31 protein-coding genes and 1 riboswitch are annotated in these 26,563 nt (G+C 60.8%); of the genes, 26 read left to right on the top strand and 5 right to left on the bottom strand.

From position 1 onward, the window contains the following. Window positions 1-45: 45 nt before the first annotated feature. The 3 genes from PHI30_RS01460 to PHI30_RS01470 all read left to right on the top strand — a co-directional run bounded on the left by PHI30_RS01460 (window position 46) and on the right by PHI30_RS01470 (window position 2,191). The gene (locus tag PHI30_RS01460) at window positions 46-498 is read left to right on the top strand and encodes a chromate transporter (RefSeq protein WP_367186315.1); all 453 of its coding nucleotides are present in this window, start codon (window positions 46-48) and stop codon (window positions 496-498) included. Next, window positions 495-1,079, top strand: coding sequence for a chromate transporter (locus tag PHI30_RS01465; protein WP_300022925.1), 585 nt, complete (start codon window positions 495-497; stop codon window positions 1,077-1,079). The genes PHI30_RS01460 and PHI30_RS01465 overlap by 4 nt, the downstream gene beginning before the upstream one ends. 179 nt (window positions 1,080-1,258) lie before the next feature. Beyond that, the gene (locus PHI30_RS01470) at window positions 1,259-2,191 is read left to right on the top strand and encodes an Ig-like domain-containing protein (protein WP_300022928.1); all 933 of its coding nucleotides are present in this window, start codon (window positions 1,259-1,261) and stop codon (window positions 2,189-2,191) included. Window positions 2,192-2,269: 78 nt separating this feature from the next. On the opposite strand, the gene PHI30_RS01475 is transcribed toward PHI30_RS01470, so the two are convergent. Beyond that, complete coding sequence (locus PHI30_RS01475; RefSeq protein WP_300022931.1) at window positions 2,270-3,700, bottom strand: PLP-dependent aminotransferase family protein; 1,431 nt, start codon at window positions 3,698-3,700, stop codon at window positions 2,270-2,272. 111 nt (window positions 3,701-3,811) lie between these two features. On the opposite strand from PHI30_RS01475, the gene PHI30_RS01480 reads away from it, so the two are divergent. Then, window positions 3,812-4,357 (top strand): ECF transporter S component, encoded by a 546-nt coding sequence (locus tag PHI30_RS01480; protein WP_300022934.1) that lies wholly within the window; start codon window positions 3,812-3,814, stop codon window positions 4,355-4,357. 103 nt (window positions 4,358-4,460) lie between these two features. Here the strand turns inward: PHI30_RS01480 and PHI30_RS01485 are convergent, their stop codons facing one another. Next, window positions 4,461-5,270 (bottom strand): DUF975 family protein, encoded by an 810-nt coding sequence (locus PHI30_RS01485; protein ID WP_300022937.1) that lies wholly within the window; start codon window positions 5,268-5,270, stop codon window positions 4,461-4,463. A 339-nt stretch (window positions 5,271-5,609) separates the two neighbouring features. Here PHI30_RS01485 and rsxC point away from each other — a divergent pair, with 339 nt between their 5' ends. The 15 genes from rsxC to PHI30_RS01560 all read left to right on the top strand — a co-directional run bounded on the left by rsxC (window position 5,610) and on the right by PHI30_RS01560 (window position 20,240). Then, window positions 5,610-6,983, top strand: coding sequence for an electron transport complex subunit RsxC (gene rsxC / locus PHI30_RS01490; RefSeq protein WP_300022940.1), 1,374 nt, complete (start codon window positions 5,610-5,612; stop codon window positions 6,981-6,983). Next, the gene (locus tag PHI30_RS01495; RefSeq protein WP_300022943.1) at window positions 6,980-7,999 is read left to right on the top strand and encodes an RnfABCDGE type electron transport complex subunit D; all 1,020 of its coding nucleotides are present in this window, start codon (window positions 6,980-6,982) and stop codon (window positions 7,997-7,999) included. Before rsxC ends, PHI30_RS01495 begins: the two co-directional genes overlap by 4 nt. Continuing rightward, window positions 7,996-8,610 (top strand): RnfABCDGE type electron transport complex subunit G, encoded by a 615-nt coding sequence (locus PHI30_RS01500; protein WP_300022946.1) that lies wholly within the window; start codon window positions 7,996-7,998, stop codon window positions 8,608-8,610. The genes PHI30_RS01495 and PHI30_RS01500 overlap by 4 nt, the downstream gene beginning before the upstream one ends. Window positions 8,611-8,628: 18 nt before the next feature. Continuing rightward, window positions 8,629-9,267: an electron transport complex subunit RsxE gene (rsxE, locus tag PHI30_RS01505; RefSeq protein WP_300022949.1), complete on the top strand. Its 639-nt coding sequence runs from the start codon at window positions 8,629-8,631 to the stop codon at window positions 9,265-9,267. Then, the gene (gene rsxA, locus PHI30_RS01510; protein WP_300022952.1) at window positions 9,267-9,857 is read left to right on the top strand and encodes an electron transport complex subunit RsxA; all 591 of its coding nucleotides are present in this window, start codon (window positions 9,267-9,269) and stop codon (window positions 9,855-9,857) included. Before rsxE ends, rsxA begins: the two co-directional genes overlap by 1 nt. Window positions 9,858-9,870: 13 nt before the next feature. Further along, on the top strand, window positions 9,871-10,755 hold the full coding sequence (locus PHI30_RS01515; RefSeq protein WP_300022955.1) for an RnfABCDGE type electron transport complex subunit B: 885 nt from the start codon (window positions 9,871-9,873) through the stop codon (window positions 10,753-10,755). 90 nt (window positions 10,756-10,845) lie between these two features. Then, window positions 10,846-10,993, top strand: a riboswitch (THF riboswitch). Window positions 10,994-11,070: 77 nt separating this feature from the next. Continuing rightward, window positions 11,071-11,622 carry a folate family ECF transporter S component gene (locus PHI30_RS01520; protein ID WP_300022957.1) on the top strand — a complete coding sequence of 184 codons (552 nt, stop codon included), beginning with the start codon at window positions 11,071-11,073 and terminating at the stop codon, window positions 11,620-11,622. Window positions 11,623-11,632: 10 nt separating this feature from the next. After that, the gene (locus PHI30_RS01525) at window positions 11,633-12,913 is read left to right on the top strand and encodes a folylpolyglutamate synthase/dihydrofolate synthase family protein (protein WP_300022961.1); all 1,281 of its coding nucleotides are present in this window, start codon (window positions 11,633-11,635) and stop codon (window positions 12,911-12,913) included. A 225-nt stretch (window positions 12,914-13,138) separates the two neighbouring features. Further along, entirely contained in the window at window positions 13,139-14,185 is a 1,047-nt protein-coding gene (gene hrcA / locus PHI30_RS01530; RefSeq protein WP_300022965.1) for a heat-inducible transcriptional repressor HrcA, read from the top strand. Next, the gene (gene grpE, locus PHI30_RS01535; RefSeq protein WP_300022968.1) at window positions 14,182-14,784 is read left to right on the top strand and encodes a nucleotide exchange factor GrpE; all 603 of its coding nucleotides are present in this window, start codon (window positions 14,182-14,184) and stop codon (window positions 14,782-14,784) included. The genes hrcA and grpE overlap by 4 nt, the downstream gene beginning before the upstream one ends. Window positions 14,785-14,834: 50 nt before the next feature. Continuing rightward, window positions 14,835-16,685, top strand: coding sequence for a molecular chaperone DnaK (dnaK, locus tag PHI30_RS01540; RefSeq protein WP_300022970.1), 1,851 nt, complete (start codon window positions 14,835-14,837; stop codon window positions 16,683-16,685). Window positions 16,686-16,761: 76 nt separating this feature from the next. Next, entirely contained in the window at window positions 16,762-17,895 is a 1,134-nt protein-coding gene (gene dnaJ, locus PHI30_RS01545) for a molecular chaperone DnaJ (RefSeq protein ID WP_300022973.1), read from the top strand. Window positions 17,896-17,904: 9 nt separating this feature from the next. Next, window positions 17,905-18,714, top strand: a complete 810-nt coding sequence (locus PHI30_RS01550) for a histidinol-phosphatase HisJ family protein (protein ID WP_300022976.1) — start codon at window positions 17,905-17,907, stop codon at window positions 18,712-18,714. A 23-nt stretch (window positions 18,715-18,737) separates the two neighbouring features. Continuing rightward, entirely contained in the window at window positions 18,738-19,178 is a 441-nt protein-coding gene (rpiB, locus tag PHI30_RS01555) for a ribose 5-phosphate isomerase B (protein ID WP_300022979.1), read from the top strand. Between the two features lie 33 nt (window positions 19,179-19,211). Then, a complete protein-coding gene (locus PHI30_RS01560) occupies window positions 19,212-20,240 on the top strand; it encodes a putative glycoside hydrolase (protein ID WP_300022982.1) in 1,029 nt (342 codons plus the stop codon). Between the two features lie 281 nt (window positions 20,241-20,521). Here PHI30_RS01560 and PHI30_RS01565 read toward each other — a convergent pair whose 3' ends face one another. Genes PHI30_RS01565 through PHI30_RS01575 form a run of 3 tightly spaced genes read right to left on the bottom strand, consistent with a single transcriptional unit; the run spans window position 20,522 to window position 22,228 of the window. Next, window positions 20,522-21,244 (bottom strand): MBL fold metallo-hydrolase, encoded by a 723-nt coding sequence (locus PHI30_RS01565; RefSeq protein WP_300022985.1) that lies wholly within the window; start codon window positions 21,242-21,244, stop codon window positions 20,522-20,524. Continuing rightward, entirely contained in the window at window positions 21,241-21,552 is a 312-nt protein-coding gene (locus PHI30_RS01570; protein WP_300022988.1) for a YbjQ family protein, read from the bottom strand. Before PHI30_RS01570 ends, PHI30_RS01565 begins: the two co-directional genes overlap by 4 nt. A gap of 22 nt (window positions 21,553-21,574) precedes the next feature. Beyond that, complete coding sequence (locus PHI30_RS01575) at window positions 21,575-22,228, bottom strand: MerR family transcriptional regulator (protein WP_300022991.1); 654 nt, start codon at window positions 22,226-22,228, stop codon at window positions 21,575-21,577. Window positions 22,229-22,347: 119 nt separating this feature from the next. Between PHI30_RS01575 and mutY the strand changes: the two genes are divergently transcribed. The 7 genes from mutY to PHI30_RS01610 are packed head-to-tail and all read left to right on the top strand — an operon-like array spanning window position 22,348 to window position 26,547. Then, entirely contained in the window at window positions 22,348-23,451 is a 1,104-nt protein-coding gene (gene mutY / locus PHI30_RS01580; RefSeq protein WP_300022994.1) for an A/G-specific adenine glycosylase, read from the top strand. Continuing rightward, on the top strand, window positions 23,421-24,152 hold the full coding sequence (locus PHI30_RS01585; RefSeq protein WP_300022997.1) for a hypothetical protein: 732 nt from the start codon (window positions 23,421-23,423) through the stop codon (window positions 24,150-24,152). Before mutY ends, PHI30_RS01585 begins: the two co-directional genes overlap by 31 nt. Before the next feature lie 29 nt (window positions 24,153-24,181). Next, window positions 24,182-24,466: a hypothetical protein gene (locus PHI30_RS01590; protein ID WP_300023000.1), complete on the top strand. Its 285-nt coding sequence runs from the start codon at window positions 24,182-24,184 to the stop codon at window positions 24,464-24,466. After that, window positions 24,463-24,642, top strand: coding sequence for a hypothetical protein (locus tag PHI30_RS01595; RefSeq protein ID WP_300023002.1), 180 nt, complete (start codon window positions 24,463-24,465; stop codon window positions 24,640-24,642). The genes PHI30_RS01590 and PHI30_RS01595 overlap by 4 nt, the downstream gene beginning before the upstream one ends. A gap of 2 nt (window positions 24,643-24,644) precedes the next feature. Beyond that, entirely contained in the window at window positions 24,645-25,079 is a 435-nt protein-coding gene (locus tag PHI30_RS01600) for a PF20097 family protein (RefSeq protein ID WP_300023005.1), read from the top strand. Window positions 25,080-25,096: 17 nt separating this feature from the next. After that, complete coding sequence (locus tag PHI30_RS01605; RefSeq protein WP_300023006.1) at window positions 25,097-25,678, top strand: thymidine kinase; 582 nt, start codon at window positions 25,097-25,099, stop codon at window positions 25,676-25,678. After that, entirely contained in the window at window positions 25,675-26,547 is an 873-nt protein-coding gene (locus PHI30_RS01610) for a radical SAM protein (protein WP_300023008.1), read from the top strand. The genes PHI30_RS01605 and PHI30_RS01610 overlap by 4 nt, the downstream gene beginning before the upstream one ends. Window positions 26,548-26,563: the final 16 nt, after the last annotated feature.

Consider the following 26,563-nt stretch of genomic DNA (forward strand, 5'->3'; position numbering starts at 1 on the left):
TTTGGCGGCGGCACGACCATGCTGCCCATCCTTTAGCGGGAGCTGATGGAAAAGCGGCCGTGGGTGACGGAGGAGGAGCTGGTGGATTACTACGCCATCGGGCAGTGCACGCCCGGCGTCATCGCGGTGAATCTCTCCACCTTTGTGGGACGCAAGCGGGCGGGGGACTTAGGCGGCGTGACGGCGACTGCGGGATTCATCCTGCCGTCCCTTGTCATCATTGTGCTGCTGGCGGGTCTTATTACCCATGTCTCGGACCTTGGCTGGGTACAAAACGCCTTTGCCGGGATTCGGGCCTGTGTGTGCGTGCTGATTTTTAACGCGGTGGTCAAGCTGGTGAAAAAATCCATTGTGGACCGCTGGACGCTGGGCATCTTTATCGTGGTATTTGCCCTCGGCATTTTTGTGGACGTCTCTCCGGTGTGGTTTGTGCTGGCGGCAGCTGCCGTGGGCCTTTTGGTGCAGCAGTTCGGGGCGCGGAAGGCGGGCGGAGCATGATCTACTGGCAGCTGTTTTGGGCATATTTCAAGGTGGGATTATTTTCCATCGGCGGCGGCATGGCCACCATTCCCTTTCTCTACGACCTTTCGGATAAAAGCGGGTGGTTCACCCATGCCCAGCTGGCGGACATGCTGGCGGTGTCGGAGTCCACGCCCGGCGCCATGGGTGTGAATATGGCCACCTATGTGGGCTACACCACGGCGGGAATCCCCGGGGCAGTGATCGCCACAGCGGCGCTGGCGCTGCCCTCCATCATTATCATTTTGCTGATTGCACGGGCGCTGGAGCAGGTTCGGCACAATCGGCTTGTGGAGGCGGCGTTTTACGGACTTCGGCCCGCGTCCACCGCTCTGATCGCCGCAGCGGGCATCACGGTGGTGACGATTGCCCTGCTGAATGTGGAGCGCTTCCGATCGACCGGATGCCTGCCGGACCTGTTTCGCTGGAAGGCGTGGGTGCTCTCCGGTGCGGTACTGGTGCTGTCCAACTGGGGGAAGCGGACCAGAACGTGGCACCCCGTGGTATTTATCGCGCTTTCTGCCGTGGTGGGGGCCGTGTTTCACTTCGCGGGGGTATGAGGCAAACCACGCCGAAGAGCTGAGACAGGAAAGGAAAAGAAGGGCACGGAACGCCAAGCAGCAAAGCGGGCGGAGAGAAAAGCGGAAAATTCACGAAAATTCGACGGACCGGTCTTGACTGCCATGGAAAAAGCCGATATTATGTAAATAATGAAAATGGGAGCAACAGGAGGATTGCCATGGCTATGAAACGCTGCCCCAACTGTGGGGAGAGATACTCCGATACGTATGAGGATTGTCCTTTTTGTGAAGAGGAAGAGGCGCTTCAGGACGGCGAGGAAATCCGCCGCCCCCGCAGCCACAGCGGCCACCGGGTGGCTGGGCGGCAGCAGATGAATTTTATTACGCCCACGCTGATCGTTTTGATTATGGTGATGGTGGGGCTGCTGGTATACCTGCTTTGGGGAGACAAGGTCGCCGAAAAATTTGCCGGGCAGAAGCCGGTCACCCCTCCCACCCAGGAGGTGACGCCGGTGCAGCCGGAGACTCCCGAGGAAGAGACGCCGGACCCCGGCGTGATGCCGGGTGAGTCGGAGGGGACCACCGCCCCCGGCGAGGGCGGCCAGACCGTTTCCCCGGAGACGGATTACACGGCGGCGTCCAAGCTGCCGGACGGACTGAAGCTGAGCACCACGGATTTCACCTTGAAGAATCTGGGCGAAAGCCATACCATCACGGTTTCCGGCGGCAGCGGCAGCTACCGCTGGGTCAGTGAGGATGACGGGATCGCCTCGGTGGATAGTAGCGGCAAGGTCACCGCGGTCTCCGGCGGCACCACCAACGTGCTGGTGAGCGACGGGAGCAAGAAGGGCGTTTGCATCGTGCGCATCACCGCCAGCGGCTCGCTGCCCTCCGCGCCTGCTTCTTCAAACAGCGACAACGGCTCCGGCGGCGCCCATAAGCTGAACCGGGAGGATATGACCCTTTCAAAGGGCGAGAAATTCCAGCTCAAGCTCACAGGTGTCACCACGGCCCTGACATGGAGCACCTCCAACTCCGCTGTGGCCACCGTCGCCGGTGACGGAACGGTCACCGCCGTGAGCGGCGGCAGCGCAACGATCACCGCCTCCTGGGACGGCGCGTCCGTCTCCTGCATCGTTCGCGTGAAGTGAGCGCGGACAGGACCGAAAATTTTACAGCAGGCATTCAATCAGTGGGAGCCGCTCCTTTGGAGCGGCTCCCACTTGTCTTTATTTCGCGGAAAAAGATGCGGAGTCGGGAGGGGGTGTGCTTTCCGTCTCCGCAAAGACGTCGGCCAAAAGCGCCATGGCCTGGGCCAGCTGCGAGGGGTCCAAAGCGGCGTAATTCACCACCAGCGTGTGGGCGTACTCCGGGTGGGGGAGCGCCGCATAGGAAGAGAGAAAGCCCAGGCGGACGCCGTGCCCCTCGGCGCGGCGGCGCAGGTCCTCGTCGGAGAGGGTGGTGGATAGCCGCAGCAGGAAATGGAGGCCGGAGCCCTGCTCCGAGATGGTCACGCGGCGGGCAAAGGGACTGGTGCGGAAGGCGTCCAGCACCGCCCCGCGCCGGGCGCGGTATTCCTTTCGCATCCGGGAGAGGTGCTGCTCAAAATATCCGCCGCTGAGAAAGCGGGAGAGCACGTGCTGCTCCAGCGCCGGGACCGTGCAGGCATAAAAATCCAGCTCCCGGCGGTATTGCTCCAGCAGGTGGGGTGGCAGGACCATGAAGCCGATGCGCATGGAGCGGGAGATGGTCTGGGAGAAGGTGTTCATGTAAATCACCCGCCCGCCGGTATCAATGCTTTGCAGGGTGGGCAGGGGACGGCCTGCAAAGCGGAACTCACTGTCATAGTCGTCCTCGATGATGATGCCATTTCGCTCCTCCGCCCAGCGCAGCAAGGCCTGCCGCCTTGCGATGGGGGTGACGATGCCGGTGGGATAATGGTGGGCGGGGGAGATGTGGGCGGCGGTGGCCCCGGAAGCATTCAGCGCGGAAAGGCTGATGCCTTGCCGGTCCATGGGGACGGGGCGGCAGACGGCGCCGCACTTGGCGTAAACCTGCCGAATCTTGGGATAGCCCGGGTCCTCCAGCGCAAAGACCGCCTGCGCTCCCAGAAGCTGCGCCAGCAACAGGTACAGGTATTCCGCACCGGCGCCGACAACAATCTGCTCCGGAGAGACTGCCATGCCCTTGAAATCCCGCAGGTCCTGGGCGATGGCCTGCCGTAAAAGCAGCAGCCCCTGATGGGGCATGGGGGCGAAGAACGCGTCCCCCTCCGAGAGGACCTGTCGGGTAAGCCGTGCCCAGGTGGATACCGGGAACTTGGAGCCGTCCACCTGATTGCGCGTGAGGTCCAGCCTCCACGTCCGCGCCTCCGGCGGGGTGGGGACCGGCGCGGGGCTTGACGCCGCCGGGGCCTGCTCCACCCGGGAGACAAAAAACCCCCGCCGGGGCAGGGTATAGAGATACCCCTCCGCCTCCAGCTGCGCATAGGCGTTTTCCACCGTGATGACGGACAAGCGCAGATGGTCCGCCAGCTGCCGCTTGGAGGGCAGGCGCTGGTTTGCGGTGAGAACGCCCCGCAGAATGTCCTGCCGGATGCAGCGATAGAGATATTCGTACAGGGGCAGGCTGCCCCGGTCCTCCACAGCGTAAGTCAGCACGGTGCCGCCCTCCTATCTGACCTTATAAAAAAATAGTTATTTGAATATTTCAACAATATCACAAATCCGCTATGATAGCAATACAACAAGAGCGCGGAAGGAGAAAAAGGGATGGAAAAGACAGTGGAGCATCAGCGCGGGGCAGCGGAACAAAGGACCAGGACACTGGTTTTAACAGGGCTGCTGGCGGCGCTTGGATGCGTGGGGACCATGGTGCTGACGGTGCCGTCTCCCACCGGAGGGTATATGAATCTCGGGGACGCGGTGGTGCTGCTGGGCGCTTATTTGCTGGGTCCCGTCTGGGGCGCGGTGGCAGGCGGCGTCGGTCCGGCGCTGGCCGACCTTCTGGCGGGGTATGTCATCTACGCTCCCGCCACGCTGGTCATCAAGGCCCTCATGGGCGTGACGGCGGCGCTTCTTTACCGGAGGCTCCGGGATAAGCCCGGCGCGCTGGTGATTTGCGGCGTCGCGGCGGAGGTCATCATGGTGGCGGGCTACTGCCTGTATGACGCCATTCTCGCCGGGAATCCGGCGGGGGGGCTTGCGGGCATCCCCAGCAATCTGGTGCAGGCGGGCTTTGGCATTGCGGCGTCCGCGCTGCTGACGCTGGCGCTGCGGCGCAGCAGCTATGTGCGGCGGGAGTTTCCCAGCCTGTAAAGCCGCGTTGCGGATCAAAAAAATATCCCGCTGCGAATTTATTTCGCAGCGGGATATTTTTTATAAGATAAGTTGGTGGTACGCGCCGCGGGTCAAGGCGTTCTTAAAATCCGCCGAGGCCGTCCGGCGGCGTCTGCCCGAAGCCCACTCCGGAGGTGGCTTTGGCGGTTTCAAAGTAGGAAAGCTCCACGCAGCGGAAGTGGGGCAGGTAGAAAACGGACACCGCCAGCATCCACAGCCCGGCAATCACCGTCCACGCCCAGAGGGGGAGAAACAAAATTTCGGAGACGTTCAAAACCGGCAGCGGAGCCAGGGGGTCCAGCATGGCAACGTTCACAAGCTGAAAAATTTCCCGGTACAACAGAAATTTCTGAATCAAAAAGGGAATCGATGCCAGCAGCCACCAGCCCAGATAACTGAAGTCCAGAAGGAAGAGCTGCCCCTTATACCCCACAGTTTGCCGCTGACTCATGGCCAGCGCACCTAGAATACCCACGTCCGGATTTTCATAGAGATTGAGGGGTGCAAACCGGAAGCGGTAGGAGGCAATGATGCCGGGAATGATGAACAGTGTCGCCCACAGCCCGATCAAAAGCCCCATCAGCAGGTTGAGACCGATCAAACGCCCCGCAAAGGAAAAGCCGTCAAACAGCGTCAGATACTCCGCCCGCTCGCCCCGGCGGACCGCCATGCAGTAGAGAAAAAAACCCGCGGAGAGCACGGTGCTCATCAAGGAAGCAAGAATATAAACAAAGGTGGAAAACACGCCGCTGCTGAGGACGTTGATGAGATTCAGCGCCAGCAGCACCAGCAGATAAAGCACCGTCATTGCGCGGGGAGAAATCTGGGCGGTTTTCAAAAGCTCCCGCGCTGCCCGCTTTTGTGATTTTCGGTCAATTTGTTGAGGTGTCATAGGGGAAAACCTTTCTGATTTCGTGGATTATCGGGGATACCGACAGAATACTGAGATCCAGTGTATCATGGTTTGGCGGAATTGACAAGTGGACCCGCAGAAACTGGGCGCAAATTCCGGGATATGGGTAAAAATGACCAAAAGTGTTAAAAAAGCGACAGAAAAAGGGTGGAATTCCATAAAAACTCATGTTCATAGTCTGGACATCTTTAAAAATTTGGTGTAGAATAGCCAACAGTATGTGATAGTATCGCTGGAGTTGCCATGCCCCATCCTTCCGCTGGATGGGGCACTGTCAGCCCGCGGCTTGCTATCAGTAGTAAAAATGAGGTGAAGACAATGGCACAAGCTTTCTTTGGCGGCGTTCATCCCAATGACATGAAAGCCGCGACCAATGAAAAGGCCATCGAGCAGCTGGCACCGCCGGCAGAGGTGGTCATCCCCATGTCGATGCACTTTGGCGCACCCTGCACCCCGCTGGTAAAGGTGGGGGACCATGTAAAGGTGGGCCAGAAAATCGGCGAGTTCCATGGTCTGGGAGCGCCGATCCACGCCAGCGTTTCCGGCAAGGTCAAGGCAGTGGAGCCCCGCCCCTATTCCATGGGCGGCGACATGATGTCCGTGGTCGTTGAGAACGATTTTCAGGACGAACTGTCTGAAGAGGTCCAGGCCCCCGCAGATCCCAACGCACTGACGGTGAACGAGATGGTCGAGGCCGTCAAGAACGCCGGCATCGTGGGTATGGGCGGCGCAACGTTCCCCACCCATGTCAAGATCTCCGGCGGCATCGGCAAGGTGGACACCGTGATCATCAACGGCGCCGAGTGCGAACCCTATATCACCGGCGACCACCGCACCATGCTGGAGCGTCCTGAGGAGATCATCGGCGGCGCTACATACCTCGCCAAGATGTTCGGCGTGGACAAAGTGGTCATCGGCGTGGAGGACAACAAGCAAAACGGCATTGACGCCATGAACAAGGTCATCGCCCAGCAGAAGGCTCCCGTCGTGGTGGAGGCGCTGCACTGCCGGTATCCCCAGGGCGGTGAAAAACAGCTCTGCCAGGCCGTGACCGGCAAGCAGGTCCCTCCCGGAGGACTGCCTTCCAACATCGGCTGCGCCGTGTTCAACATCAACACCACCTGCGCCATCTTCCGCGCCATCACCCAGGGGATGCCCGTGGTGCGCAAGGTGGTCACCGTCTCCGGTTCCGGCGTTGCTGAGCCCAAGAACATCGAGTGCCCCATCGGCACCCCTGTTTCCTGCCTGCTTGACGCCTGCGGCGGCTTGAACGAAAAGACCTTCAAGCTGGTCATGGGCGGACCCATGATGGGCATGGCCCAGTACACTGCGGACGTTCCCGTGGGCAAGGGCACCGGCGCGATGCTGGCCTTCTGCGAAAACGAGGAGCAGACCGTGGAGAATCCCCAGTGCATCCGCTGCGGCAAGTGCGTTGCCGCGTGCCCCATGCATCTGGAGCCCCTGTTTATGTACCAGTATGCCGCCAAGGATATGCTGGACGAACTGAATGCCGCCAATATTATGGACTGCATGGAGTGCGGCGCCTGCGCATACGCCTGCCCCGCCCGGATGCATCTCACCCATATGTTCAAGTATGGCAAGCAGAAGCTCAAGGACAAAATGGCGGCTGATAAGGCTGCGGCCGAGGCCAAGAAGGCCGCAGAAGAGAAGAAGGAGGCCGTGAACAAATGACGGACTACAAGAATCTGAAGCTGATTGCCACTTCTTCCCCCCACATCCGCGGCGCCGAGACCACCCGTTCCATCATGCTGGATGTCATCATCGCCATGGTGCCCGCACTGGTGTGGGCCGTGATCATCTTCGGCGTGAAGGCGCTGACGCTGACGGTCGTCTCCGCGCTGGGCTGCATGTTCTGGGAGTGGCTGTACCGCACCTTGATGAAAAAGCCCCAATCCATTGACGATTTGAGCGCCGTGGTAACCGGTATGCTGCTCTCCTTCGTCTGCCCCGCGACCACCCCCTACTGGATGATCCTCATTGGCGACTTCTTCGCCATCATCGTTGTCAAGCAGCTCTTTGGCGGCATCGGCAAGAACTTCGTGAACCCCGCGCTGGCGGGCCGCGCGTTCCTGCTGGGCAGCTATGCAAGCGTTATGACCACCTGGATCGATCCCGCCGTCAATAAGGCGCCCCTGTTCGGCTCCACCGCCGACATCGTCACCACCGCCACGCCGCTGCTCTACATGAAGGGCGGCGACATGGAGACGCTGACGGGTACCTATTCCGTGATGGATATGTTCCTGGGCAAGACCGGCGGCTCTCTGGGTGAGATCTCTGCCGTGCTGCTGATCGTGGGCGGCGCATATCTGATCTTCCGCAAGGTCATCAACTGGCAGACCCCCGTGAGCTACATTGCCACCGTGGCTGTTTTGAGCTTCCTGTTCCCCAAGGCTGGAACCGGCCTTGAGTGGATGCTTTACAGCATTTTCGGCGGCGGCTTGATGCTGGGCGCCTTCTTCATGGCCACCGACTATGCAACGTCCCCCGTGACCAAGAAGGGCCAGCTGATCTTCGGTATCGGCTGCGGTCTCTTCACGGTCCTCATCCGTTACTTTGGTGCCTATAACGAGGGCGTTTGCTATTCCATCATGGTGATGAACCTGTGCGTGGCCCTGATCGACAAGTACACCAAGCCCACTCGTTTTGGCGTCGTGAAATCCGAGAAGAAGGAGGCGGCTGCGAAATGAGTAACGAAGTAATGACCAAGGAAAAGGTCGATATGGACCCCAAATACATTATCAAGCTGACCGTGACTCTGTTTGTGACCTGCGTGATCGTTGCCGGGGCCCTGGGCCTTGTCAATATGGTGACGAAGGATAAGATTGCCGCGATTAACTGGGAAAACACCCAGAACGCCATGAAGGCCGTCGTCGCAGACCCCGACAACACCGAGTTTGAGGCCACGGACGTGACCGACGCCATGTCTGCCGCAGCCACCGATGCCGGCGCAACGCTGGACTCCGCCTACGCTGTCAAGGCGGGCGGGCAGGATGCCGGCTATGCCATCAAGGTCGTCGCCAGCGGTTCTCAGGGCAACATCGAGATGATGGTCGGCGTGGACGCCGACGGCGTCGTGACCGGCGTCTCCATCGTCAAGAACGCCGAGACCTCCGGTATCGGCTCCAAGGTCATGGAAAACCAGAACGGCGTCCTGGACCAGTTCCAGGGAAAGAGCGCCGCTGACGGAACCCTGGTCGTGGGCAGCAACGTGGATGCCATTTCCGGCGCCACCGTGTCCACCAAGGGCGTTACCACCGGCGTCAACGCCGCGCTGGCCGTGGCCGGCGCCATTGGCTGAGAAGGGAGGAGCTGAACAATGAATTTCAAGAAACAGTTTAAAGAAGGCCTGCTGACCCAGAACCCGGTTCTGGTGCAGGTTTTGGGTATGTGCTCCACCATGGCCATTACCACCTCGTTTATGAACGGCTTGGGCATGGGCGTTTCCGTGCTTTTGATCCTGACCGCGTCCAACGTGGTGATTTCCGCCATCCGCAAGATCGTGCCTGACAAGATCCGTATCGCCATGTTCATCGTGGTCATCGCCGGTTTCGTGACCTGCGTGGATCTGCTGTTGCAGGCGTTTTTGCCCTCGGTGGCTTCCTCGCTGGGCGTGTTCATCCCCCTGATCGTGGTGAACTGCATCATTCTGGGCCGCGCCGAAGCATTTTCCTACAAGAACGGCGTGGGCGCCTCCCTTGTGGACGGCATCTGCCAGGGTATCGGCTACACCGTGGTGCTGCTGATTATGTGCGTTGTCCGTGAGCTGCTGGGCGCCGGCACCTTCGGCGGGGGCCTCCTCGGCCCGGACGGCAAGGGCATTCAGATTCTGCCCTCCCAGTTCCCCGCCGGTATGCTGACGCTGCCCGTGGGCGGCTTCCTGGTGCTGGGCTGCCTGATCGCTGCCATGCAGTGGGCGCTGTCCAGACCCAAGAAGAATAAGGAGGAGAGCAAATAATGGATCAGATTTACCAACTCCTGGCGATTACGCTGGGCGCCATTCTGGCGAATAACTTTATCTTCTCCCAGTTCCTGGGCATTTGCCCCTTCTTGGGCGTTTCCAAAAAGGTCGACACCGCCGTGGGCATGGGCATCGCCGTGACCTTCGTCATGGGCCTTGCCTCTGCCATCACCTGGGCCGTGAACACCTTTATTCTGGTGAAGTTCGACCTGATGTACATGCAGACCGTGACCTTCATTCTGGTCATTGCCGCGCTGGTGCAGTTTATCGAGATGTTTCTGCAAAAGTCCATGCCCTCTTTGTACACCGCTCTGGGCGTGTACCTGCCGCTGATCACCACCAACTGCGCCGTGCTGGGCGTTGCCCTGCTGAACATCCAGAGCAATTACAACTTTATCTCCTCTGTGGTGTACGGCATCACCGGCGGCCTCGGCTTCCTGCTGGCGATCGTGCTGTTCGCCAGCATCCGGGAGCGTCTCGTATTTTCCGAGTATCCCAAGGCGTTTGAGGGGTTCCCCATCGCTTTGATCACCGCAGGTCTGATGGCCCTTGCTTTCATGGGCTTCTCCGGCCTGAAGATCTGGTAAGGAGGAACATACCATGAATATTGCTGTTGCTATTGCTGTGCTGGGTATCCTGGGCGCTGTGTTCGGGCTGGTCCTGGCAATTGCCTCGAAAGTGTTCGAGGTGAAAAAAGATCCCCGCGAGGAAGAGATTCTCAGCCATCTGGCCGGCGCAAACTGCGGCGGCTGCGGCTTCCCCGGCTGCGGCGGCTGCGCTGCCGCCATTTTGGCCGGCGACGCGCCTGTCACCGCCTGCGCCCCTGCCGGCGCTGAAAATGCTGCCGCCATCGCCGCGATCATGGGACAGGAAGCCCCCAGCGGTGAGCGTCAGGTGGCGTTTGTCCGCTGCAACGGCGGCATCAACGCCAAGAAGCGCTTCGACTATGTGGGCGTGAAGGACTGCACGGCTGCCACCAAGGTTGCCGCCGGTCCTCTGGAGTGCTCTTTTGGCTGCCTGGGCTTCGGCTCTTGCGTCAACGCCTGCCAGTTCGACGCCATGAGCATCGGACCCAACGGCTCCGCCGTGGTGGACCCCGACAAGTGCACCAACTGCGGCGCCTGCGCCAGCGCCTGCCCCCGGAAGCTGATCTCCTTTGTGCCCGCTTCCAAGAAGGTCCATGTGGCCTGCGCCAACAAGGACAAGGGCAAGGCCGCCATGAGCGTGTGCGCCAATTCCTGCATCGGCTGCGGCCTTTGCGAGAAGGAGTGCAAGAAGGACGCCATCCATGTGGAGGGCGGCGTGGCCGTCGTCGACTACGATAAGTGCATCGGCTGCAAGCTCTGCACCAAGGTCTGCCCCCGGGACGCCATTCTTCCCATCGCTACCGCGGAGGAGAAGGAAAAGTACAAGGCAATCAAGAAGGCTCAGGCTGAAAAGGCCAAGGCCGCAGCGGACGCCGCCAAGGCTGGCGCCGCTCAGTAAATCCACTGAAAAAAGTTCCCCAAATCCTGTGATTTGGGGAACTTTTTCTATTGCGTTTTGGGGCAAAAAAGCATATGATATCCGCAAACAGGCAGAGTAGGAACACACGTGTGAAATAGTGCCGGAAAAACGGGGAGTTGTTTTCCGGACGAAAGGGCTGCATCAGGAGGCGGACAAAATCCGTTCGACCACCTGACGCGCGCAAAGCCTTGCAGTGTGTGTTCCGCATCCCGCTGCCGCCAGAGACGGCAATGACCCTTCCTCTGTGCGGCGCTCCGGTATCGGACTGCCAAATCACAGAAGGAAGGTATTTTTATGTCCAAATTTCACGTGAGAACCATTTGCCGCATCGGCGTGATGGCGGCGCTGTACGTCCTGCTGAACATGGTGTCCATCAAGGCCGGGAACCTCCGCATCACCTTTGCGTCCCTCCCGGTGGTGACGGCCGCGTTGTTGTTCGGCCCGCTGGAAGCGGTGCTGGTGGCCCTCGTGGGAGAGTTTTTGAATCAGCTGCTGGGCGGCTACGGCATCACCGCCACCACCGCGCTGTGGCTGGTGCCACCGGCGCTGCGGGGCCTTGCCGTGGGCTTTGGGGCGGACGTCTTTTCCCGCCGCGGGACGCAGACGCTGGAAAGCTGCCCTGCGGCCTGCTACGGCGTGTGCGTGGCGGCGGCGCTGCTGACCACGGTGAGCAACACGCTGGTGATCGCCGTGGACGGTCTGGTTTACGGATACTACACCCCGGCGCTGGTGCTGGGGGATTTTGCCTGGCGGCTGGTCTCCGGCATGGTGATCGCCGTGGTGATCGCCACGGTGGCGATGCCGCTAACGGGTCTGCTGCGCCGTCAGGGCTTGGGACGGGCGTGAGGGGGAAGCGATGACAGGAACGGAAGCCATTGCCTATATTCATTCATGCAATTGGCAAAAGCACGCGCCGGGACTGGGGCGCATCCGCGCATTGCTCCACGCGCTGGGGGACCCGCAGGCGGGGATGAAGTTCGTCCACGTGGCGGGAACCAACGGCAAGGGCAGCACCTGCGCCCTCCTTGCCTCCATGCTGCAGGAGGCGCCCTATCGGGTGGGGCTGAACACCTCCCCGTACCTCGTCACCTTTCACGAGCGGATTCAGGTGGACGGTGTGATGATCTCCGACGAGGCGCTGGCCCGTTTGACGGAGCGGGTCCGCCCCGCCGCCGAGGCCATGGCGGAGCATCCCACGGAATTTGAACTGATCACCGCCATTGCTTTGCTTTATTTTAAGGAATGTGGCTGCGACATTGTCGTACTGGAGGTGGGGCTTGGCGGCGCTCTGGACGCCTCCAACGTGATCGACGTGCCGGAGGTGGCGGTGCTCACCGCCATGGGCATGGACCACATGGAACTGCTGGGTCCCACGCTGACGGACATTGCCGAGGCGAAGGCGGGCATCATCAAGCATGGCGGCAAGGTGGTGAGCTACGGCGGCTGCCCGGAGGCGGACGCGGTGTTTCAAACGGTTTGCCGAGAGCGGGGAGCGGCGCTGCGGGCGGTGGATTTTTCCCGCCTGCGGCAGCGGCGGCTGGACCTCACAGGGTCGGCGTTTGATTTTGCGCCCTACGAGGGGCTGGAAATCCCGCTGGCGGGGACGTACCAGATGAAAAACGCCTCCACCGCCATCACGGCGATAGAGGTCCTGCGGGAGAAGGGCTGGATCATTCCGGAGGAGGCCGTTCGCCGGGGGCTGGCCGCCGTCTCCTGGCCGGGGCGGTTTGAGCTTTTGCGCCGGGAGCCGACGGTGCTGCTGGACGGCGCCCACAACGCCCATGGAATGACCGCTGCCGCGGAGAGCCTGCGGGCCCTTTTTCCGGGACAAAAAATTGTATTTTTGCTGGGCGTTCTGGCGGACAAAAATGTGGAGCAGATGCTGGAAGTGCTGACGCCCCTTGCACGGCGGGTGTTCACCGTCCGTCCGGACAGCCCCCGGGCGCTGGGGGCGGAGACGCTTTGCCGCTTGCTGCAAGAGCGGGGAAGCAGCGCCGAGATGTGCGAAACGGTGGCCGAGGGCGTCCGCGCCGCCCTTGGCTGCGCGGGAGCGGAGGGCGTTGTGTGCGCCCTGGGGTCTCTCTATTTTTCCGGCGACGTGCGCTTTGCCGTCAAACAATTGTGTGAAGAGCCTTGAGATAAAAGTCTCAAGGCTCTTCCGCTGTCAGGGGATTCTAAAAGGTTTTTTTAACAAAATGCGGGACAAAAAGAAAGGTTCAAAAATCCCTCTTGGTTTGTTTACAATTTGTTTATATCCATCCATTGACAACGCATCCCCATGGTGGTAAACTCGCTTTAGCACTCCGGGAAAGAGAGTGCTAACCCCGCTTTACCGGAGAAAAACCGACGCAGAGGTGTGATCGTGGAACTGACAGATCGAAAACGGCAAATACTGAAGGTGGTTGTGGAGGATTATATCCGCACCGCCGAGCCTGTTGGCTCAAAGGCAATTGCCGAACAGATGGGCGGGAGCGTCAGCTCCGCAACCATCCGAAACGAATTGTCGGATTTGGTGGACCTTGGCTATTTGGAACAGCCCCACACCTCCGCCGGACGCATTCCATCCCCCAAGGGCTATCGGCTGTACGTCAACGAGCTGATGGAGCGGCAAAAGCTCTCCATCCTCGAAACGGAGAAGATCAACGAGGCGCTTCACGGAAAAATGGAGCAGCTGGACCATCTTCTCTCCCAGGCCGGGCGGGCGATCAGCTCCTTTGTGAACTACCCCGCCTACGTGGCCGCCACCGGGCGAAAAAATTTAACGGCCCGGCGGTTTGATCTGCTGGCGGTGGATGAGCACAGCTGCATCGTCGTGATGATGATGGGCGACAACCGGGTGAAAAGTCAGCTGCTCCGCCTGCAATTGAAGGTGGATCTGGAGCAGATGCCCACGCTGGTCAATTTGCTCAACAGTCACTTTACCGGCGTACCCACCGCGGAGATGAACAAACGGCTCATGAGCGTGGCGGAGGAAATCTCCCCCCAGCTCTTTTTGCTGCTCTCCCAGACCATTGCCTACGCCGTGGATGTACTGGAGGAAGCCGGTCAGCGGGAAATCATCACAGCGGGGGCCAGCCAGCTTTTAAAGCTGCCGGAGTTTCGCAACGCGGATAAGGCCCATGAATTGATGAATTTCCTCTCCGAGAGTAAGGAGAACCTTCCCATGCCGGACGACGGGCCTATGCAGATTTTGATTGGACCGGAAAATGTTACCGATGCGCTGAAGGATACCAGCGTGGTGGTGGCCAGCTATGATATTGGAGACAATATGCGAGGCCTCATCGGCGTGGTGGGTCCCACCCGCATGAATTACGCAACCGTGGCCGCCCGGCTTTCCGGCTTTGCCGAAGGGCTGACGCGGCTGTTCGAAAAACAAGAATTACCCCCGAAGGAGGAACCAAAGAAATGAGCGAAGAGCAGAAGCAGCCTCTGGATGAGCAGACGCCGGAGACCCAGACAGGGCCGGAGGAGGTCCATCAGGATGCGTCCACCGAGGAAAAGGGTGACAAGGGCGGCAAGTCCAAAAAGAAAAAGGAGAAGGGCTTCACCTTCACCCGCGAACAGGTGGAACAGATGGAGCTGGCAGCCAGCCAGCTGAAGGCCGCCAAGGAGCAGTTTGTGCGTCTGAGCGCGGAGTATGATAACTACCGCAAGCGCACCACCAAGGAAAAGGAAGGCCTTTATCAGGACGCCAAGGCGGACACGATCAAGGAATTTCTGGCGGTGTACGACAATCTGGAGCGGGCCGCCGCCAGTGAGGGCGGAGAGGACTCCCCCCACAAAAAGGGGCTGGAGATGATTTTCGGCCAGTATAAGGAGACCCTGAAAAAGCTGGGCGTCACCGAGATCGAGGCCCAGGGCGCACCGTTTGACCCCGAACGGCACAACGCCGTGATGCACATTGACGACGAAAATTTGGGTGAGAACGTGGTGGCCCAGGTATTTCAGGCCGGTTTCCTGATGGGCGAGAAAGTGATTCGCCACGCCATTGTACAAGTCGCCAATTAAAATTGTTTGAAATAGAATTTTTAGATTCGTCAAAATAGGAGGAACCAATTATGTCTAAAGTTATCGGTATCGATTTAGGAACCACCAACTCCTGCGTAGCCGTCATGGAAGGCGGCGAAGCGGTCGTCATTGCTAGCGCAGAGGGCAACCGCACCACGCCGTCCGTGGTGGCTTTCTCCAAGACCGGAGAGCGCATGGTCGGTCAGGTCGCCAAGCGGCAGGCCATCACCAATCCCGACCGCACCATTGCCTCCATCAAGCGCGAGATGGGCAGCGAACACAAGGTCACCGTTGACGCCAAGACCTATACGCCTCAGGAAATCAGCGCCATGATCCTGCAAAAGCTGAAGGCGGACGCGGAGGCGTATCTGGGCAGCTCCGTCACCGAGGCTGTTATCACCGTTCCCGCTTACTTCACCGACGCCCAGCGCCAGGCCACCAAGGATGCCGGCAGAATTGCGGGTCTGGATGTCAAGCGGATCATCAACGAGCCTACCGCCGCGGCGCTGGCCTACGGCGTGGATAAGGAGCAGTCCCAGAAGATCATGGTCTACGATCTGGGCGGCGGCACCTTCGACGTTTCCGTTCTGGAAATCGACGACGGCGTGATCGAGGTTTTGGCTACCGCGGGCAACAACCGCCTCGGCGGCGACGACTTTGACGAGTGCGTCATGAAGTATCTCGTGAGCGAATTCAAGCGCACCGACGGCGTGGACCTCTCCGGCGACAAGGTTGCCATGCAGCGGCTGAAGGAAGCTGCGGAGAAGGCCAAGGTGGAGCTCTCCGGCGTCACCACGTCCAACATCAACCTGCCCTATATCACCGCCGACGCCACCGGCCCCAAGCATCTGGACGTCACGCTGACCCGGGCAAAATTCAACGAGCTGACCGCCCATCTGGTGGAGGCCACCATGGGCCCCGTCCGTCAGGCCATGTCCGACGCCGGTTTGCAGCCCAAGGAACTCACCAAGGTTTTGCTGGTGGGCGGCTCCAGCCGTATTCCCGCCGTGCAGGACGCTGTGAAGAACTTCACCGGCAGCGAGCCCTTCAAGGGCATCAACCCCGACGAGTGCGTCGCCATGGGCGCGGCGCTCCAGGCCGGCGTGCTCACCGGCGATGTAAAGGGCCTGTTGCTGCTGGACGTCACGCCGCTGTCTCTCGGCATTGAGACCATGGGCGGCGTGTTCACCAAGCTGATCGACCGCAACACCACCATCCCCGTGAAGAAGAGCCAGATCTTCTCCACCGCCGCGGACAATCAGACCTCCGTGGAGGTCAACGTGCTCCAGGGCGAGCGGGAAATGGCCGCTGCCAACAAGTCTCTTGGCCGCTTCCATCTGGACGGCATCGCCCCGGCCCGCCGCGGCGTTCCCCAGATCGAGGTCACCTTCGATATTGACGCCAACGGCATTGTGAATGTCTCCGCCAAGGACCTCGGCACTGGCAAGGAGCAACACGTCACCATCACCTCCTCCTCCAACATGAGCAAGGACGACGTTGAAAAGGCCGTCAGGGACGCCGAGCAGTATGCCGCCCAGGACAAGAAGCTCAAGGAAGAGGTTGAGGTCCGCAATCAGGCCGACCAGATGGTCTATCAGAGCGAAAAGACCCTCTCTGAAATGGGCGACAAGATCCCCGAGGACGAAAAGACCAAGGTGCAGGGCGGCATCGACAAGCTGAAGGAGGCCCTCAAGGGCACCGACACCGCCGCCATCAAGGCCGCCACCGAGGAGCTGACCCAGTCCTTCTACGCCGTCAGCGAGAAGCTCTATCAGCAGGCCAACCCGCAGGACGCCCAGGGCGCCGCCCAGCCGGGTCCCGACGCCGGAGCCGGCGCGCAGCAGGGCCAGTATTACGACGCCGACTATAAGGTGGTCGATGAGGATGACAAGAAGCAGTAACCTCACATAAAAACGTATCAGGGACAGGAATTGCCTGTCCCTGATACGCCGTTTCAGAAGATGAGGAGTTTTGGATATGGCAGAGTCTAAACGTGATTATTATGAGGTCCTTGGAACATCCAGAGGGGCTTCGGAAGCCGAGATCAAGAAGGCGTACCGCAAGCTGGCAAAGGAGAACCATCCGGACCTGAACCCCGGCGACAAAACGGCCGAAGCCCGCTTTAAAGAGGTCAACGAGGCGTATGAGGTCCTTTCCGACCCCGATAAAAAGGCGCGGTACGACCAGTACGGACACGCGGGGGTGGACCCCAACTTCGGCGCCGGCGGCGCCGGGTTTGACGGCGGCTTCGATTTCGGCGATCTGGGCGATATTTTCGGCAGCTTCTTCGGCGGCGGCTTTGGCGGCGGACACCGCCAAAATCCCAACGCGCCCCAGCGGGGCGAGAGCATCCGGCTGTCCCTTGCAATCAGCTTTGAGGAGGCGGCGTTCGGCTGCGAGAAGGCTGTGACGGTGGACCGCATGGAACCGTGCGACACCTGCCACGGCAACGGCTGCGCCGCAGGCACCTCGCCGGAGGTGTGTCCCGAGTGCCACGGCACCGGCACGGTGCAGGTGCGGCGGCAGACGCCCATGGGCGTGTTTGCCACCTCCTCCCCCTGCACTCGCTGCGGCGGCAAGGGCAAGATCATCAACCAGCCGTGCCCGGAGTGCCGGGGCGCGGGCGCGGTGCGCAAACGCAAGACGATTCAGGCCAGCATCCCCGCCGGAATCGACAACGGACAGACGATTTCCATCCGGGGGCAGGGTCACGCCGGGAAAAACGGCGGTCCCGCCGGCGATTTGCTGATTACAATTACCGTCCGTCCCCACGAGCTGTTCCGCCGGGAGGGGACCAGCGTTTTGTGCGAAGCGCCGATCACCTTTGCCCAGGCGGTGCTGGGCGCGGAGCTGGAGATTCCCACCATCGACGGAAAGGTGAAGTATGACCTGCCGGAGGGTACCCAGAGCGGCACCACCTTCCGCCTCAAGGGGAAGGGCATTCCCACCATCAACGGGCGGGGCCGGGGCGACCAGTATGTCACCGTCTTTATTGAGACGCCCCAGAACCTGAACAAGGAGCAGAAGGAAGCGCTGCGCAAATTCGCCGAGAGCGTGGGGGACAACAACTACGAGGAGCGGAAAAAGTTCTTCAAGAAGTTCAAGAAATGAGGAATGGCAATGTATTTGGCTGATTTCCACACCCATTCCACCATTTCTCCCGACGCCCGCAATACCATGACGGAAATGGCCCGCGCCGCCGTGGCAGCCGGGCTTGACGAGCTGTGCTTCACCGACCATATGGAGCCGGTGAACTGGGGCACGCAGGAGCTGCGGACCTCGTACCAATGGCACGAGCTGTCGGCGGAATTTCAAAAGGCGCAATCAGCTGTGGGGGAGCGCATCAAGCTGCGGCTGGGCGTGGAGCTGGGGGACGCCCCCCGGGACTTTGCCCATGTGGAAAAGCTGATGGCGGAGGCTCCGGAGCTGGACTTTGTGATCGGTTCGGAGCATATGCTCTCCCAGCGCTATCACTACGATGACCTCTACTTCTTCGATCCCGCCGACGAGGCGGAGGCCCGGGCGGGCATCGCGGATTACCTGCATCAGGTGCAGCTGCTGGCCGCATGGGGAAACTTCAGCGTGCTGGGGCATTTGACGCTGCCGCTGCGGTATCTGAACGAAAACCACGGCTTTCATCTGACCTTTGACGGATTTGAGGCGGAAGTGGAGACCATTTTCCGCACCCTCATCCAAAATGGGTGCGGCATTGAGCTGAATACCAACCGGGGCAACGAACCCCTTCCCGGCGAGAAGTGGCTGCGCATGTACCGCCAGCTGGGCGGAGAGATCATCACACTGGGCAGCGACGCCCACAACACGCAATTTGTTGGGTGCGCCCTCCGGGAGCGGCAGGCATTGCTGCGAGCGTGCGGATTCACCCGCTTTTGTACCTTTGAGAAACGCCAGTGCGTCTTTCACGCGCTGTAAAGAAAAAATCAGGAGGCTGCACTATGAAAATCGCATTGGGTTCCGACCACGGCGGATACGCACTCAAGCAGGACGTCATGAAGGTTTTGGAAAAGCTGGGCTATGAGTATGAGGACTTTGGCTGCGACTCCACCGACAGCTGCGACTACCCGGATTTCGGCGCCGCCGCAGCAAGGGCAGTGGCGGATGGAAGGTGCGAGCGGGGCATTGTGATCTGCACCACCGGCATCGGCATCTCCATTGCCGCCAACAAGATCCACGGGATTCGCTGCGCCCACTGCGCCGACTGTCTGGAAGCGGAGATGACCCGGCGTCACAACGACGCCAACATGCTGGCCATCGGCGCGGGATTTACCGGAGGAAACATGGCGGAGCGCATGGTGGAGGTCTTTTTGTCCACGGAGTTTGAAGGCGGACGCCATGCCCGCCGGGTGGATAAAATGATGGCGCTGGAAAAGGATTGATTTCCCGAAAGCGCTGAGAGGAGATGACGGAAAATGGCGGGTTCCAGAGGATACCACAGCTACCACGGGCGGACGCCGAAATGGAAAATCGCGCTGGCTGTGCTTCTGGTGCTGGTTATTTTAGCCGCCGTCGGGGTAATAGCCTTGCAGGAACACGTTGTCTATGACGAGACGGGAACGCCCCATCTGCGTCTGCCCGTGGAAAAGACCGAGGAAGCGCCGCCACAGGAGGACGATTCGGTGGAGCTGACCATTCAGGCGCCCCAAGGCCCGGAGACGCTTTGCGCCCTCGCTCTGCCGGAGGGTCCCTTGACGCTGGCAGGTCTGGAAGCGGCGCTGGATACAAAGGCCGCCGACGTCCCATCTTACAACGCGGCGGTGGTTACGCTCAAGGGGGCGGATGGCACGGTCTACTTTGACTCCGCCGCTGCGGTATCCGGCTGCGTGAGCCTTGCTCCGGACACGGACGATGCCTTGAAAAAGCTGGCGGAGAGGACCGCGTATACGGCGGCCCGCATCAGCTGCTTCCGTGACCCCAAAGCCGCCAACCACGACGTAAAGGGCATGGGACTGGAAAATACCGGCGGCTATATCTTCTACGACGGCAACAACAACCAGTGGCTGGACCCCGCAAAGCCCGCCGCCCGGCAGTACCTGTGCGATCTGGCGAAGGAAGCCGCGGCGCTGGGGTTTGATGAAGTGGTGCTCACCGACGTCTCCTATCCAACCGAGGGCAAGCTCAATAAAATCGCCTACGGAGAGGGCGCCAAGCGTGAAAACCTGCTGACATTTCTTGCGGAGATGCGCACGGCGCTGGAACCGTACAGCGTGGCGCTGAGCGTGGAACTGCCGGAAACCGCCTTCGCCGCCGACGGGGCGGAAGGCGACCTTTCGCTTTCGGCAGTTGCCGCCAAGGTGGACCGCATCTATGCCCAAACCGACGTGGCCCAAGCGGATGCGCTGGCCGCCCGGGTGGAAGATGCCGGAACGGCGGATTTCGTGGCGGAGCTGCGCGAATACGATGATTCCGTCAAGGGCAATTGCCTGATCCTCCCACAGTAAAACAGTAAAAAAGGAAGGCCCGCGCTTTTAGCGCGGGCCTTCCTGAGACTGTCGAAAAAGCCAGCAGGCTTTTTCGACAAAAGGATTCGCGCCGCTCTGCGCCTCATATGTCCGCTTTCGGCGGACAATTCGACGCTCGCTTTGCACAAAGTGTTTTCGCCCACGTACACGCCGCGGTCGAAAACCGATTTCAATTTTTTGCCGCCCCGGCGGCAAACTCTGTGAGACTTTTTCAACAAGCTGAGGAAGGCCCGCGCTTTTAGCGCGGGCCTTCCTTTTTATCAGTCGTCGAAGGAAAATTGCTGCCCGTTTTGCTTGACGGGGACGGTTTGCGAAGCAAAGGCGGGGCAGGCGGCGAGAAATTTCTCCGTAAAGCCGAACTCCTCCCACTGGTGCATGGGGAGAAAGCGGTCAATTTTTGCCGATTCCAAAAAGTATCGGGGGCCACGGAAGGCGTCCTCCCCCAGACGGGGGTCCAAGGCCAGCATGGCGAGGTCCAAATGCCGAGCCTGAAGGGGCTGGGTATACCGCTTGAAGTCCGTTTCCATCGTGCGGTTCCAGGCGATTTCCTCGCCCTCCCAGTGCCACCAGTTCAAATCCCCGGCGTGAAAAACGCTTCGCCCCTCCGCCGTCACCAAAAAGGCGACGCCCTCGTCGGTAGAGGGCAGGGTCTCCACAAAGACGCCGGGCAGCGCCTCCACCGTCTCGCCGCCGCCCACCCGGCGGCAGCGCTCCACGGTCTTCTGCGAAATGGCCCACGCGGTTTGATTCCGCGCTGTCAGGCGGATGTCCCGCCCCAGCAGGAAGGAAACTTCCCGGCGGCCGTCGTCCAGCGCGAAGATGGCGGGATTGAAGTGGTCCGGATGATGATGGCTGGCGCATACCAGCAGCGGTTTCCCCTCCGGCAGGGGGGGAAGCTCCCCCTTCCACCAGTCAAAAAGCACGGAAAATCCGCTGTACTCCAAAAGAAAACCGCTATGGGCCAGAAATGTGACGCGGATCATAAAAACCGCACTGCGGTGCCGTAGGCAATCACCTCGGCCGCTCCCTGCATCACGGAAGAGGAGGCGTAGCGCACGCCCAAAACGGCGTCCGCGCCCATGGCCTCCGCAGCGTCCACCATGCGTTTGGTGGCGATTTGCCGGGCCTCGTTGAGCATTTCCGTGTAGCCCACGATTTCGCCGCCCACCAGCGTTTTCATGCCGGCCATGAAGTCCCGGCCAAAGTTTTTGCTGTATACCACGGTGCCTTTTGCAATGTCCAGCGCTTCAAAATCCTGCCCGGGAATGGTTTCCAGTGTGACGAGTTTCATATGAATTCCTCCTTAGAAATATTCAATAATTTTTGGCGTCATCCTCTTCGCCGCGGCCGATCTCCCGAATCCGCAGCGCCAGAGCGATGGCCACGCCCAACATGACCGCTGCCGGAATGGCCAGCAGCAAAATCAGCAGCGGCAGAGGCGGAGCGCCAACCGGGTCGTGTTCAAAGGCCCAGAGAAACAGCCAGATGCAGCCCGCCATGAGTACTGCCATGAGAATGGAAATCACCACGGGAGCGATGTAACGCCGCCGCTTCGTATCCTGCTTTTGCCGATCCATAAAGGTTGTCCCCTCCTGTTCCATCCGCGCCATCCGCGCAAGCAGCGCCTCGGCATCCAGCTGCGCCAGCTTTTCACCGCACCCTGTCAGGTCCCCACAAAGCCGGGAGGCCGCGTCCAAATTTTCCCGCTCCCGTTCCAGCGTGACCAGATGGCGGCGCATGCCGTCCCCCACGGTGCGGGCGCCGGATTGCATCTGCCGGATCTCCTCCAGCAGAAAGCCCAGCTTGCGCAGCAGCTTGATCCGCCGCAGCGCGGCGACGTCCTCGTCGCCGTAATCCCGGTAGCCGTTTTCGCTGTTTCGCCGGGGAGTGAGCAGGCCCTCGGCTTCGTAAAAGCGGATGTTTTTCTTGGTGATTCCCACCAGAGATTCAACTTCGTTGATTTTCATGGGCGGTTCCCTCTTTCTGACCGTATGGTACACCTTCCAGAAGGAGGAAGGTCAAGACTTTTTTAAAAAAATCTGCGGGAGGACTGGGAACAGATCGGGGAGTATGGTACAATCATACCATGAATGCACAAAAAACGACAACAGAAAATTGCCTTGCACCACTGCCCGCGCCCCTGTTGGCGTGGTTCCGGGCCAACGCCAGAGACCTCCCGTGGCGGCGGACCCAGGACCCCTATCCCATTTGGGTGTCAGAGATCATGCTCCAGCAGACCCGGGTGGCGGCGGTCCTTGGGTATTATGCCCGGTTTCTCACGGCGCTGCCCTCGGTGGAAGCTTTGGCGTTTGCCCCGGAACAGCAGCTGATGAAGCTCTGGGAGGGGCTTGGCTATTACAGCCGCGCACGGAATTTGCAAAAAGCCGCGAAGCTGATCGTCCAGCGCGGCGCCTTTCCCGATACCTACGAGGGCCTTTTGGAGCTGCCGGGGATCGGGGAGTATACCGCCGGGGCCATCGCCTCCGCCGCCTTCGGGGAGCGTCAGGCCGCCGTGGACGGGAACGTGCTGCGGGTGGTGAGTCGGCTGACCGACTGCCACCGGGATATTCTGGACGCGAAGGTAAAAAAAGAGGTGCGCAGGCAGATCCTGTCTGTGATGCCGGAGACGGCGGCGGACATCCGCATTTTCAATCAGGCCACCATGGAGCTGGGGGCCACGGTGTGCGTGCCCAACGGACCGCCGAAATGCGAGCGCTGCCCGGTTTGCGAAAGCTGCCTTGGACGAGCCCGGGGCACGGCGGAAGCTTTGCCGGTGAAGGCGGCTAAGAAGGCCCGGCGGGTGGAGGAAAAGACAGTGTTTTTGCTGCTGCGCGGCGGCAGGGCGGCGCTGCGCCGCCGGTCCGACAGCGGACTTCTGGCGGGGCTGTGGGAGTTCCCCAATGTGGAGGGCACGCTGGACGAGGCGGCATCTCCAAGCGCGGTAACGGCCTGGGGCCTGGAGCCCAAGGCGTGGAGAAATCAACTGACCGCCAAACATATTTTCACCCATGTGGAGTGGCACATGACGGGCTATACGCTGGAAGTGGCGGGGGACGGCCCCGGGGACTTTTTGTGGGTGGACGCCAAGGGTCTTGCCGAGCACGCGGTTCCCTCGGCCTTTGCCCGGTATTATGCGCAGGCCGAGGAGGTGCTTTCTGCATGGGAGAGCTGCTGGCAGCCGGATTTGTAGTGGCGGTGGGCGTCCTGCTTATAAAATCTGTATCCCTTTTGGAACATGGTCGGGAAAGGCGGCGGACGGGCGTCTTGCCGCCGGAGGTAACAAAGGGGCGGGCAGAACCGCTCCCAATCTCCCAACAGCCGGACCTCCCCCGGCCCTTTGGGTATAAGACGGGGTGGGCGGCGGTCCGCTGCGGCGACGCGGCGCGGGTGCTCAAGGCGCTAAGCCCGGCATCCGTCCGGCCCGCCAACTGGGAAACCGGGCTTGCGGCGGCGGAGTGTGGGGCGGGCGTGTTTGTCTCCCCAGTGCTAAGCGGCTTCGTGCTGGTGATCGGCTGGGGCGGAGGGCTTTCCACGGGCGCGTGGGAATGCGCCCCGCTGCCCTACGAGAACTTGGACGGCGGGGACTTCACGGAGGTCCAGCTCTTTGCCAGCCACCGGGTATCGGATTTCTACCGCTGGGAAAAGTATGTTTGCGGCGCGGCGGTCCGGCGATACTGCTTTGCTGGCGGCCGGGCCTTGTGGAGCGCGGAGCCGCTGACGATGGAGGAGCGGGCGCTGGGCTTTGACCATCTCCCGTGGAACGATCAGGCGGCAGGGCAGCGCCTTCCCACGGAGGAGGACGTTTTGAACATTGCCGCGGCCTGGGGCGTGGACCCGCGATTTGAAAACAAGAAGTATCCGCCCTCCACCGGCTGGCTTTGCACGGTGTAGGGGGGAATTGGATTGGAAAGGAAACAGACATGGGATGGCTGATTGGCCTGCCGCTGGGTATTTTTCGGATGCTGGCAGGATTTTTGATGTTGGCGCTGCGTCTGGCAGTGCCGGTGGCAGTGGTGCTGCTGGTGATCTTTGTGCTGCGGCGGATGAAAAAGGGACCCGGCGGGACCGATGCCACCGGGGCGGAGCCGCCGAAGGAGCCGGAGTTTCACGGGCCGGTGTATACCGTGGAGTATGAGGAAGTGAAGGAAGCGCCCCGTCCTAAGACGGAGAAGGGTCCGGAGGACGAGGAGCGGGATCGAACATGAAATGGATCAATCTGACGCTTGCGGTGCTGTTGCTGGTGCTGGCACGAAAGCTCCTCTGGTGCGTTCGATGGCTGTGGCGCTATTATCACGGGCGGGAGGTCCCCCCACCCATCGGCTGGCTGCCGGGGCGGTCCGGGGAGGGCTTTGCCGCCCACATACAAAGAACGGAGGAGTGACCATGCCGTTTTGGAAAAAGAGCGAGGACCCGTGGGACGCAAGGCCGGAGCGGCCCAAGGCGGCGCCCTCCGGGGAGGAGGAAGCCCCGCTGACGATCCTCCGGGAGCTGAAGGAGCGCGTGAAATCCGCCATGAAACCGCCGCAGGTCCCCGAGCCGGCGGCAGAGACTTGTCCGTGGTGCAAGCAGCCCATGGAGCAGGGATATCTGCACGGGGGCGGATGGATCTACTGGCAAAAGGAACGGCCCAAGGCCGCCAGTCTCACGGGACACGCTGCTGATGCGCTGGTTGTCAACGATGAGGGCGGGCTTGTGAGTAGCTATAAAACGGTATGGCACTGCCCGGCGTGTCAAAAGCTGGTGATGGACGCCCCCGTTTCGCCCCCCGCTCCGGGGAGCTTTTTAGAGGATGGGCTTACAGAGAAAACCGAAGAATAAGGGAGAAATCAAGATCGATGGGACAGCTTTACTTTAAATACGGGGCCATGGGCTCCAGCAAGACCGCCAACGCGCTGATGGCGCGGTTCAACTATGAAGAGCGGGGCCAGCAGGCGCTTTTGGTGAAACCCCGCATAGACACCCGGGACGGAGACCACATGGTCTCCTCCCGCATCGGCCTGACCCATTCCTGCATCTACTTTGACGAGCTGCGGGCGCTGAACGTGATGGAGCTGCAGCAAAATGCCTGCATCATCGTGGATGAGGCCCAGTTTTTGACCCGGGACGAGGTCATGTACCTTGTCTACCTTGTGGACGAGCTGGATATTCCTGTCATGTGTTACGGCCTGCGGGCGGATTTCAAGGGCGAGCTGTTCCCCGGCAGCGAAGCGCTGCTGGTGATGGCGGACAAGCTGGAAGAGGTCAAGACCGTCTGCTGGTGCGGAAAGAAGGCCACCTTCAACGCCCGGTTTGACGATGACGGAAAGGTCCTCAAGGAGGGCGCGCAGGTGGTGCTGGGAGCGGGCGACCGGTACATCGGCCTGTGCCGCAAACATTGGATGACCGGGGACCTTGGCCCGGATTTCAACAGGGGATGATCTGTTCGCTGTGCCCCAGAAACTGTGGGGCTGAACGGACGGAGGACCGCGCCGGGGGCTTTTGCGCCCAGCCGCTTCGCCCTGTGGCGGCGAAGGCCATGCTCCACCTGTGGGAGGAGCCGTGCCTTGTGGGGGAGCATGGCGCGGGCACGGTGTTTTTTTCCGGCTGCAACCTGCGCTGCTGCTTTTGCCAAAACCGCCCCATCTCCCAGGGGGGCATTGGAAAACCCCTGACAGTGGAGCGCCTGCGGGAAATTTTTCGGGAGCTGATCGTCCAGGGCGCGGCCTGCATCGATCTCGTAACGCCCACCCAGTTTACGCCCGCCATTCTTGAGGCGCTGGGCGAGGAGACTTGGCCGGTTCCGGTAGTCTGGAACTGTGGCGGGTATGAAAAGGTGGAGACGCTGCGATTGCTTGCGGGGAAGGTGCAGGTGTACCTGCCGGATCTAAAGTACGCGCTGGCGGGCCCGGCGGAGCGGTACTCCGGGGCGGCGGACTACGTTCACTTTGCAAAAGCCGCCATTTTGGAGATGTTTCGCCAGACGGGGCCGTATTGCATGGAGAACGGAAGCCTGCGCCGGGGCGTGCTCATTCGGCATTTGCTGCTGCCCGGGGAGATGGAAAATACCCGCCGGGTGATCGACTGGGTGGCGGAGACCTTCCGCCCCGGGGACGTGCTGTTTTCCCTGATGAGTCAGTACACTCCCCAAAGCGGCGCCGCCGGAACGCTTGCGCGCCACGTGACCAAGGCGGAGTATCGCTCGGCGCTGCAATACATGGGCAACTGCGGCGTTGTGGACGGATATATGCAGGAGCGGACGTCGGCAAGGGAGGAGTTTACGCCCTCCTTTGACCTGACGGGCGTATGAAGCGGGGGCGCGGGTT

It is taken from the genome of Oscillibacter sp. (genome assembly GCF_028693505.1).
GTDB lineage: Bacteria > Bacillota > Clostridia > Oscillospirales > Oscillospiraceae > Oscillibacter.

Excerpts from the sequence above, each read along its gene's own strand:
- PHI30_RS01460 (WP_367186315.1), top strand. The coding sequence starts at position 46 with ATGGAAAAGCGGCCGTGGGTGACGGAGGAGGAGCTGGTGGATTACTAC.
- PHI30_RS01465 (WP_300022925.1), top strand. The coding sequence starts at position 495 with ATGATCTACTGGCAGCTGTTTTGGGCATATTTCAAGGTGGGATTATTT.
- PHI30_RS01470 (WP_300022928.1), top strand. The coding sequence starts at position 1,259 with ATGGCTATGAAACGCTGCCCCAACTGTGGGGAGAGATACTCCGATACG.
- PHI30_RS01480 (WP_300022934.1), top strand. The coding sequence starts at position 3,812 with ATGGAAAAGACAGTGGAGCATCAGCGCGGGGCAGCGGAACAAAGGACC.
- PHI30_RS01485 (WP_300022937.1), bottom strand. The coding sequence starts at position 5,270 with ATGACACCTCAACAAATTGACCGAAAATCACAAAAGCGGGCAGCGCGG.
- rsxC (WP_300022940.1), top strand. The coding sequence starts at position 5,610 with ATGGCACAAGCTTTCTTTGGCGGCGTTCATCCCAATGACATGAAAGCC.
- PHI30_RS01495 (WP_300022943.1), top strand. The coding sequence starts at position 6,980 with ATGACGGACTACAAGAATCTGAAGCTGATTGCCACTTCTTCCCCCCAC.
- PHI30_RS01500 (WP_300022946.1), top strand. The coding sequence starts at position 7,996 with ATGAGTAACGAAGTAATGACCAAGGAAAAGGTCGATATGGACCCCAAA.
- rsxE (WP_300022949.1), top strand. The coding sequence starts at position 8,629 with ATGAATTTCAAGAAACAGTTTAAAGAAGGCCTGCTGACCCAGAACCCG.
- rsxA (WP_300022952.1), top strand. The coding sequence starts at position 9,267 with ATGGATCAGATTTACCAACTCCTGGCGATTACGCTGGGCGCCATTCTG.
- PHI30_RS01515 (WP_300022955.1), top strand. The coding sequence starts at position 9,871 with ATGAATATTGCTGTTGCTATTGCTGTGCTGGGTATCCTGGGCGCTGTG.
- PHI30_RS01520 (WP_300022957.1), top strand. The coding sequence starts at position 11,071 with ATGTCCAAATTTCACGTGAGAACCATTTGCCGCATCGGCGTGATGGCG.
- PHI30_RS01525 (WP_300022961.1), top strand. The coding sequence starts at position 11,633 with ATGACAGGAACGGAAGCCATTGCCTATATTCATTCATGCAATTGGCAA.
- grpE (WP_300022968.1), top strand. The coding sequence starts at position 14,182 with ATGAGCGAAGAGCAGAAGCAGCCTCTGGATGAGCAGACGCCGGAGACC.
- dnaK (WP_300022970.1), top strand. The coding sequence starts at position 14,835 with ATGTCTAAAGTTATCGGTATCGATTTAGGAACCACCAACTCCTGCGTA.
- dnaJ (WP_300022973.1), top strand. The coding sequence starts at position 16,762 with ATGGCAGAGTCTAAACGTGATTATTATGAGGTCCTTGGAACATCCAGA.
- PHI30_RS01550 (WP_300022976.1), top strand. The coding sequence starts at position 17,905 with ATGTATTTGGCTGATTTCCACACCCATTCCACCATTTCTCCCGACGCC.
- rpiB (WP_300022979.1), top strand. The coding sequence starts at position 18,738 with ATGAAAATCGCATTGGGTTCCGACCACGGCGGATACGCACTCAAGCAG.
- PHI30_RS01560 (WP_300022982.1), top strand. The coding sequence starts at position 19,212 with ATGGCGGGTTCCAGAGGATACCACAGCTACCACGGGCGGACGCCGAAA.
- PHI30_RS01565 (WP_300022985.1), bottom strand. The coding sequence starts at position 21,244 with ATGATCCGCGTCACATTTCTGGCCCATAGCGGTTTTCTTTTGGAGTAC.
- PHI30_RS01570 (WP_300022988.1), bottom strand. The coding sequence starts at position 21,552 with ATGAAACTCGTCACACTGGAAACCATTCCCGGGCAGGATTTTGAAGCG.
- PHI30_RS01575 (WP_300022991.1), bottom strand. The coding sequence starts at position 22,228 with ATGAAAATCAACGAAGTTGAATCTCTGGTGGGAATCACCAAGAAAAAC.
- mutY (WP_300022994.1), top strand. The coding sequence starts at position 22,348 with ATGAATGCACAAAAAACGACAACAGAAAATTGCCTTGCACCACTGCCC.
- PHI30_RS01585 (WP_300022997.1), top strand. The coding sequence starts at position 23,421 with ATGGGAGAGCTGCTGGCAGCCGGATTTGTAGTGGCGGTGGGCGTCCTG.
- PHI30_RS01590 (WP_300023000.1), top strand. The coding sequence starts at position 24,182 with ATGGGATGGCTGATTGGCCTGCCGCTGGGTATTTTTCGGATGCTGGCA.
- PHI30_RS01595 (WP_300023002.1), top strand. The coding sequence starts at position 24,463 with ATGAAATGGATCAATCTGACGCTTGCGGTGCTGTTGCTGGTGCTGGCA.
- PHI30_RS01600 (WP_300023005.1), top strand. The coding sequence starts at position 24,645 with ATGCCGTTTTGGAAAAAGAGCGAGGACCCGTGGGACGCAAGGCCGGAG.
- PHI30_RS01605 (WP_300023006.1), top strand. The coding sequence starts at position 25,097 with ATGGGACAGCTTTACTTTAAATACGGGGCCATGGGCTCCAGCAAGACC.
- PHI30_RS01610 (WP_300023008.1), top strand. The coding sequence starts at position 25,675 with ATGATCTGTTCGCTGTGCCCCAGAAACTGTGGGGCTGAACGGACGGAG.